This is a genomic window from Gemmatimonadaceae bacterium, from assembly GCA_035533015.1.
Taxonomy (GTDB): domain Bacteria; phylum Gemmatimonadota; class Gemmatimonadetes; order Gemmatimonadales; family Gemmatimonadaceae; genus JAGWRI01.
Genome location: DATLUQ010000021.1, coordinates 33608 through 40811, shown reverse-complemented (window position 1 = coordinate 40811; position 7204 = coordinate 33608). Strand labels below are relative to the sequence as shown.

At 67.2% G+C, this 7204-nt stretch carries 6 protein-coding genes and 1 tRNA gene; all 7 read left to right on the top strand.

Annotation, left to right across the window (positions count from 1 at the left end; genetic code table 11):
* Positions 1 to 322: hypothetical protein (locus tag VNF92_04795; GenBank protein HVA57184.1), on the top strand; the 322-nt coding region annotated here is incomplete at its 5' end.
* 159 nt (positions 323 to 481) lie between these two features.
* Positions 482 to 563, top strand: a tRNA-Leu gene (locus VNF92_04790).
* Positions 564 to 743: 180 nt separating this feature from the next.
* Positions 744 to 1991, top strand: coding sequence for a trigger factor (tig, locus tag VNF92_04785; GenBank protein ID HVA57183.1), 1248 nt, complete (start codon positions 744 to 746; stop codon positions 1989 to 1991).
* Positions 1991 to 2641 carry an ATP-dependent Clp endopeptidase proteolytic subunit ClpP gene (gene clpP / locus VNF92_04780; GenBank protein ID HVA57182.1) on the top strand — a complete coding sequence of 217 codons (651 nt, stop codon included), beginning with the start codon at positions 1991 to 1993 and terminating at the stop codon, positions 2639 to 2641. The genes tig and clpP overlap by 1 nt, the downstream gene beginning before the upstream one ends.
* 142 nt (positions 2642 to 2783) lie before the next feature.
* Positions 2784 to 4031 (top strand): ATP-dependent Clp protease ATP-binding subunit ClpX, encoded by a 1248-nt coding sequence (gene clpX / locus VNF92_04775; protein ID HVA57181.1) that lies wholly within the window; start codon positions 2784 to 2786, stop codon positions 4029 to 4031.
* 118 nt (positions 4032 to 4149) lie between these two features.
* The gene (gene lon / locus VNF92_04770) at positions 4150 to 6549 is read left to right on the top strand and encodes an endopeptidase La (protein HVA57180.1); all 2400 of its coding nucleotides are present in this window, start codon (positions 4150 to 4152) and stop codon (positions 6547 to 6549) included.
* A complete protein-coding gene (yihA, locus tag VNF92_04765; protein HVA57179.1) occupies positions 6546 to 7181 on the top strand; it encodes a ribosome biogenesis GTP-binding protein YihA/YsxC in 636 nt (211 codons plus the stop codon). Before lon ends, yihA begins: the two co-directional genes overlap by 4 nt.
* Positions 7182 to 7204: the final 23 nt, after the last annotated feature.

Sequence of the window (7204 nt, the reverse complement as noted above, 5' to 3'; positions counted from 1 at the left end):
GCTGGGTATTTCGGTGGCGCCGCTCACCAATGCGGTGGTGCAGCAGGACAGCGTGCCGTCGCAGTACAGCCATGGGCTGATGGTGACCGACGTGTCGCCCAGCAGCCCGGCGTTCCCCGATCCGACGTCGGCCGGCAGCGGCCTGTTTCCCGGCCAAGACATCATCGTGGGGAGCCTCTACCCCAAGAAGGTGGACATCAAGAGCGTGGACGACTTGAACAAGGCCGTGCAGGGCGTGAAGAAGGGCGCCTACCTGCAGCTGCTGGTGTACAACGCACCGCAGGCGCGGACGCAGGTGGTGAATATTCTGATCAGTAAGTGAGGGGATGGTCGGAGAGTGGGACGGTAGGAAATTGGAAGGGGGCCGGCGTTCCGCCGGCCCCCTTTCCTTATCCATTTCCACTGGTTTCGGCCGTGCGCGGTGCTTGCCGACGCCTCTCGGGTGTGGCAGAGTTCCCGATCGTGCGTAGTTTTGTGGGACGCGAGAGTGGCGGAACTGGCAGACGCGCAGGACTTAGGATCCTGTGCCGCAAGGCTTGGGGGTTCGAGTCCCCCCTCTCGCACTGGATGGCCTTTCAAGATCAACGGTCCCGGGTTCGCGCGGCTCTTCGCCCGGCGCGGCGGTTCCACCCTAGGCCCCCCTCCCCACGCCGGTTAGCTTTCGAAGTACGGCCACCAACCCTGCCGCCCCCTGATTTTCGGGGCACCGGCGGAGCCCGGCGCCGGAGCCCAGACCTGACCCCATGGACATCCAAATAACGACCAAGAAGAGCGCAGGCGTCGAGCGACTGCTGGCCGTGACGGTGCCCGCCGCCGACGTCAAGGCGATGGAGAACACCACCGCCAAGCGCTACGCCTCCAGCGTCCGCCTCCCCGGCTTCCGCCCCGGCAAGGCGCCGCCGGAAATCGTTAAGAAGAAGTACAAGGACGCCATCCGCCAGGAAGTCATCGAGCGCGTGGTCCAGGAAGCGTTCCAGCAGGTGCTCGACAAGGAACAGATCAAAGTCGCGGCCCAGCCCCACGTCCATGACCTCAAGTTCAATGAAGGCGAGGCCATGACGTTCGACCTGCATGTCGAGGTGCGGCCCGATGTCGAGCTCGCCCGCGTGGAAGGGTTCACGGTCACGCGCCGCGCCCCCGAGGTGACCGACGCGGCGGTGGACGAGCAGATCGAGCAGCTGCGCGACCAGCGCGCGGCATGGTCGCCGGTACTCGAGCGTCCGCTCCCCGGTGACATGGTGACGGTGCTCCTGGCCACCGCCGACGAGAACGGTGCGATCCCCGAAGGGCGCGAGTACACGATCGTGCTGGGCGGTGGGCAGGCGATTCCGGGCATCGAAGAGCTGATCATGGAGCTGGCCCCGTCCGAAACGCTGGAACGGGCGGTCCGCTGGCCGGAGGACTTCCCGGACGAGGCCCAGCGCGGCAAGACCAAGCCGGTGCGCGTGGTGCTGCAGGAAGTGAAGCGCAAGACGCTTCCCCCACTCGACGACGCGTTCGCCCGCGAGGTGGGCGACTTCGATTCGCTCGACGCGCTGCGCATCACGGTGCGCAGCGACCTCGCGGACCACGCCCGCCGCGACGCGGACGCGGGTGTGCGGCAGCAGCTCATCGAGCAGATCGCCGCCGCCAACCCGTTCGACGTGCCGCCGAGCTGGGTGAACCAGATGATCCAGGCGTATCTTCAGGTGTATCAGGTCACGGACGACGAACGGGATCGGTTCATGGGCGAATTCGCGCCGGTGGCCGAGCGTCAGGTGCGCCGCGACCTGATCGTCGACACGCTGGCCGAGCGCGAGAAGCTGGCCGCCTCCGAGGCCGACGTGGACGAGCGCGTGGCCGAAGTGGCCGCGAAGCGCAACGCCGAGCCGGGGCAGGTGTACGCCTCGCTGCAAAAAGCCGGGCGATTGAAGGAAATCGAGCGCAGCATCACCGAAGACAAGGTCTTCGCGTGGCTACTGGAGAAGAACACCGTGGAGCAGACCAACTGATGAGCGATCAACCCATGTCGACGATCTATCCCCCGTACGTCATCGAGCGGTCGAGCCGCGGCGAGCGCAGCTACGACATCTTCTCGCGACTGCTCATGGACCGCATCGTCTTTCTCGGCACGCCGGTGAACGACGACGTCGCCAACATCATCATCGCCCAGTTGTTGTTCCTGCAGGCGGACAACCCGGAGCGGGACATCCACCTGTACATCAACTCCCCGGGCGGCAGCGTGTCGGCCGGGCTGGCGATCTACGACACGATGCAATACCTGAAGGCGCCGGTGAACACGATTTGCATGGGCATGGCGGCGAGCATGGGCTCGTTCCTGCTCGCGGCGGGGCGCAAGGGCAAGCGGTTTGCGTTGCCGCACTCGCGGATCATGATCCACCAGCCGTCGCAGAGCGGGGGGGGCGGAACGGCCTCGGACATCGAGATCCAGGCCAAGGAGATCCTCTACCTGCGCTCCAAGCTGAACGAACTGATGGCCAAGCATACCGGCCAGCCGATCGACGTGATCGACCGGGACACGGACCGCGACCGGTTCATGTCGGCCGACGAGGCGAAGGAATACGGGCTGGTAGATACGGTAATCACCAACGCGTCGGAGATTCCCGTAGAGAACGACCTCGCGCCGGCTGCCAAGAAGTAGCGCGGGGACGGTTGCTAATCCGGGGCTCGTGAAAACGTTCACGAGCTTCGGTCGTCAGTTCCTTGACCGCGCGCGCGCGGCCAGTATATCCTCAGGAAGCGCGTTGGCGCGACGTCTCCTCTCGGGTACTTGAGTGACCAGCATGTCCCACGACAAACACCTGCGGTGCTCGTTCTGCGGCAAGTCCAAGGACTCGGTTCGGAAGTTCATTTCGGGCCCGTCGGTGTACATCTGCAACGAGTGCATCGCGCTGTGCAACGAGATCCTGGCGGAGGATGAGGAGCGCGAGGTCGCCGAGGCGATCACGCAGGTTCCCACGCCCCAGGAGATCAAGGACATCCTGGACCAGTACGTGATCGGCCAGGAGAAGGCCAAGAAAGCGCTCTCGGTGGCCGTCTACAACCACTACAAGCGCATCAACTCGGCGTCCCTGCGTGACGACGACGTGGAACTCGACAAGTCGAACATCCTGCTCATCGGCCCTACGGGCGTGGGCAAGACGCTGCTCGCCCAGACCCTGGCGCGCATTCTCGACGTGCCGTTCACGATCGCCGACGCCACGACGCTCACCGAAGCGGGCTACGTTGGCGAGGACGTGGAGAACATCCTCGTCCGGCTGCTCCAGGCGGGCGACTTCAACGTGGCCGAGTGCGAACGCGGCATCGTCTACATCGATGAGATCGACAAGATCGCGCGCAAGTCGGAGAACCCGAGCATCACGCGCGACGTGTCGGGCGAGGGCGTGCAGCAGGCCCTGCTGAAGATCCTCGAAGGCACGGTGGCCAGCGTGCCCCCGCAGGGGGGCCGCAAGCATCCGCAACAGGAATACATCCAGATCAACACCAAGGACATCCTGTTCATCTGCGGCGGCGCCTTTGACGGCCTGGAGAAGATCATCGAGTCGCGCACCGGCAAGCGGCAGATCGGCTTCACCGGCGCCGACACGGTCACGCCCCCGGGGCGCGTGAACAAGACCCCGTTCGCCGAGGTCGAGCCCGACGACATGCTCCGCTACGGGCTGATTCCCGAGCTGGTGGGGCGCCTGCCGGTCACGGTGGCGCTGGACGCGCTGGACGAAGAGTCGCTGGTGCGCATCCTCAAGGAACCGAAGAACGCGCTCACCAAGCAGTACAAGAAGCTGTTCGAGCTCGAAGAGGTGAAGCTCACGTTCGAGGACTCGGCGCTCCGCGCCATTGCCGGCAAGGCGCTCAAGCGTGGCACCGGCGCCCGCGGGCTGCGGGCGATCCTCGAAGAGATCCTCACCGACGTGATGTTCGACCTCCCGACGCGTGAGGATGTCGAAGAGGTGAAGGTCACCGAGCCGTCGGTCCTGAACGGCGCCCCGCCATTGCTGGAGATTGCGCCCCAGCGGAAGAAGAAAGAAGCGTAGCATTGCGCGGGGGAGTAGGACAGCGCCACGGCGGGCCGATGCACTCGGCCCGCCGTCGTCGTTTCACCATCCTACCCTCCTACTCTCCTACCCTCCTACGGTCTTGTTAGCTTACAGAATGCCCATTCTGAGTCCCGACGGCGACCGCGTGCCCGTCGGCAACCGGCTGCCAGTGCTCCCCCTGCGCGACGTGGTGTTCTTCCCCAACGTGGTCATGCCGTTGCTCGTGGGGCGGCGCGCCTCGCTGGCCGCCGTCGAGGCCGCCATGGCCGGCCCCGGCGAGCACTTCCTGTTCGTGGTCACGCAGCGCCAGGCCGACGCCGACGAACCGACGGCCGCCGACCTGTACCGGGTGGGCGTGATCGTGCGCGTATTCCAACACACCGAGCTACCCAACGGCACCACGCGGCTCCTGCTCGAGGGCGTGGCGCGGGCCCGGGTGTCGCGCTACGCCGTGGTGGGCGGCGTGCTCCGCGCCACGTTCAAGGGAGACACGGCAGCCGACGCCGCCGCGAACGAAACCCCTGCGCTCGCCCGCCGCGCCATGTCGCAGTTCGAGGAGTACGTCTCGCTCCACCGCCGCATTCCCGGCGAGATCGTCGCCATCCTCCAGGGGGCTCAGTCGCCCGCCAAGCAGGCGTACGCCATCGCCGCCCACCTGGCCGTGCCGCAGGAGACGCGCCAGAAGCTGCTCGAGACGGAGCCGCTCTCGGAGCTGTTCCGCGCGCTCGACACCACGCTCACCGGCGAGATCGAGTTGCTGCGACTGGAGCAGAAGATCGAGCAGGATGTGCGCGGCTCGGTGTTCCAGAACCAGCGCGAGTTCTACCTGCAGGAGCAACTCAAGGCGATTCACCGTGAGTTGGGCCAGGACGACGACGACCTGGCCGACCTCGAGGCGCAGGTGGAGCGCAAGGGGCTGCCCGACGTGGTCAAGACCCGCGTGTTCCGCGAGCTGCGCAAGCTGCGGCGGATGTCGCCCATCGCGCCCGAGAGCACGGTGTCGCGCAACTTCGTGGACTGGGTGCTCGCGCTGCCGTGGACGACGCGCACCGACGACGTGCTCGATGTGGCGCATGCCCGCCGGATTCTCGACGAGGATCACTACGGGCTGGAACCGGTCAAGGATCGCATCCTCGACTACATCGGCGTGCTGGCGCTGGTCGGAAAGCTCGACGGACCGATCCTCTGCCTGGTGGGCCCTCCCGGCGTGGGAAAGACGTCGCTCGGCCGGTCGGTGGCCCGCGCCCTGGGGCGCAAGTTCGTCCGCATGTCGCTGGGTGGGGTGCGCGACGAGGCCGAGATTCGCGGCCACCGCCGCACCTACATCGGCTCGATGCCCGGCCGCGTCATCCAGGCCATGCGCCGCGCCGAGGTGGTGAACCCGGTGATCCTGCTCGACGAGGTGGACAAGCTGGGGCAGGACTACCGCGGCGACCCCGCGGCGGCGCTGCTCGAGGTGCTCGACCCGGAACAGAACCGCGCGTTCAACGACCACTACCTCGAGATCGACTACGACCTGTCGCAGGTGCTGTTCATCACCACGGCCAACTACCTGCCGCAGATCCCGGAGCCGCTGCGCGACCGGATGGAGGTCATAAGGCTTCCAGGATATCTCGACCAGGAGAAGCTCGCCATCGCGCGACAGTTCCTGGTACCCAAGCAGTTGCGCGCCAACGGCCTGCCGCCGGAGACGGTGACGTGGGAGCCCGACGTGCTGCCGACGATCATCCACGAGTACACGCGCGAGGCCGGCGTGAGGGAACTCGAACGGCGGATCGCGCGGGTGGCGCGCAAGCTGGGACGCCGCCGTGCCGAGCAGGGCCGCGCCGCGGCATCCGCCGCCGAACCGGACGTCGTGCACGCCGCCGATCTGAAGGAACTGCTCGGCCCGGCGCCTTTCGACCCCACGGCGGTCTCGCTCGAGAACAAGGTGGGCGTGGCGATGGGGCTGGCCTATTCGCCGATGGGCGGCGACGTGCTCGAGATCGAGGTGAGCGCGGTGCCCGGACGCGGGAGGCTGCAGCTCACCGGCACGCTCGGCGACGTCATGAAGGAATCGGCCAGCGCCGCCCTGAGCTACACGCGGTCGCGCTCGTCCTCGCTCGGCATCGACCGCGAACTGACCCGGTCGCGCGACCTGCACGTGCACATTCCCGCCGGTGCCACGCCCAAGGACGGGCCCTCGGCGGGGATCGCGATCGCCACGGCGATCGCCAGCGCGCTCACCGGCGTGCCGGTGCGCGGCGACATCGCGATGACGGGCGAGGTGACGCTGCGCGGCCGGGTGCTGCCCATCGGCGGGCTGCGCGAGAAGGCGGTGGCGGCACACCGCAACCACATCGTGCAGGTGATCATCCCGCAGCAGAATCTGCGCGATGTGGAGGAGCTGCCCGCCGAGGTGCGCGACGCCGTGCGCTTCTATCCCGTGAAGACCATGGACGACGTGCTGCGCATCGCGCTGGTGGGCGACCGGTACGCCGGCGACGCGCCGTCCGCGGCCGCGGTCACGCAATGACCGCGACGGCGCGGCGCGCCGATCCGCTCGTCGTGCGCTCGCTGGACTACCTGGGACCGATGGCCACGCGCGGCGGCTGGCGCCCCGAATCGACGCGTCCCGAGATCGCGTTTGCCGGCCGCTCCAATGTGGGCAAGTCGTCGCTCATCAACACGCTGGTGCGGCGCAAGAAGACGGCGCGCGTGAGTCATACCCCGGGGCGCACGCGGGAAATCCACTTCTTCGCCGTCAACGACCTGTTCACCCTGGTCGATCTCCCGGGATACGGATACGCACGCGTCTCCAAGGAGCGGCGTGCGGAATGGAAGCCGCTCATCGAAGGGTACCTGATGGACACGCCGGCGCTCCGCGGCGTGGTGCAGCTGCTCGATGCGCGCCGCGACCCCACGCCCGACGATCTCGACATGCTCGAATTCCTCGCCGAACTCGGTGTGCCGACGATCGTCGTGGCCACCAAGGTGGACAAGGTGAAGGCGGCGGAGCGTGCGGCGCAGATGGCCGCTCTGGCGAAGCACGCCGGAATGGCGGAAGATGATGTCGTGCCGTTCAGCGCGCTCACCGGCCAGGGGCGCGACGAGTTGGCCGAAGCCATGCTGGATCTGGTGGCGCAGCCGTCGTGGCGCGAGGCGTGAGCCGCGGCACGCACCAAATCGAG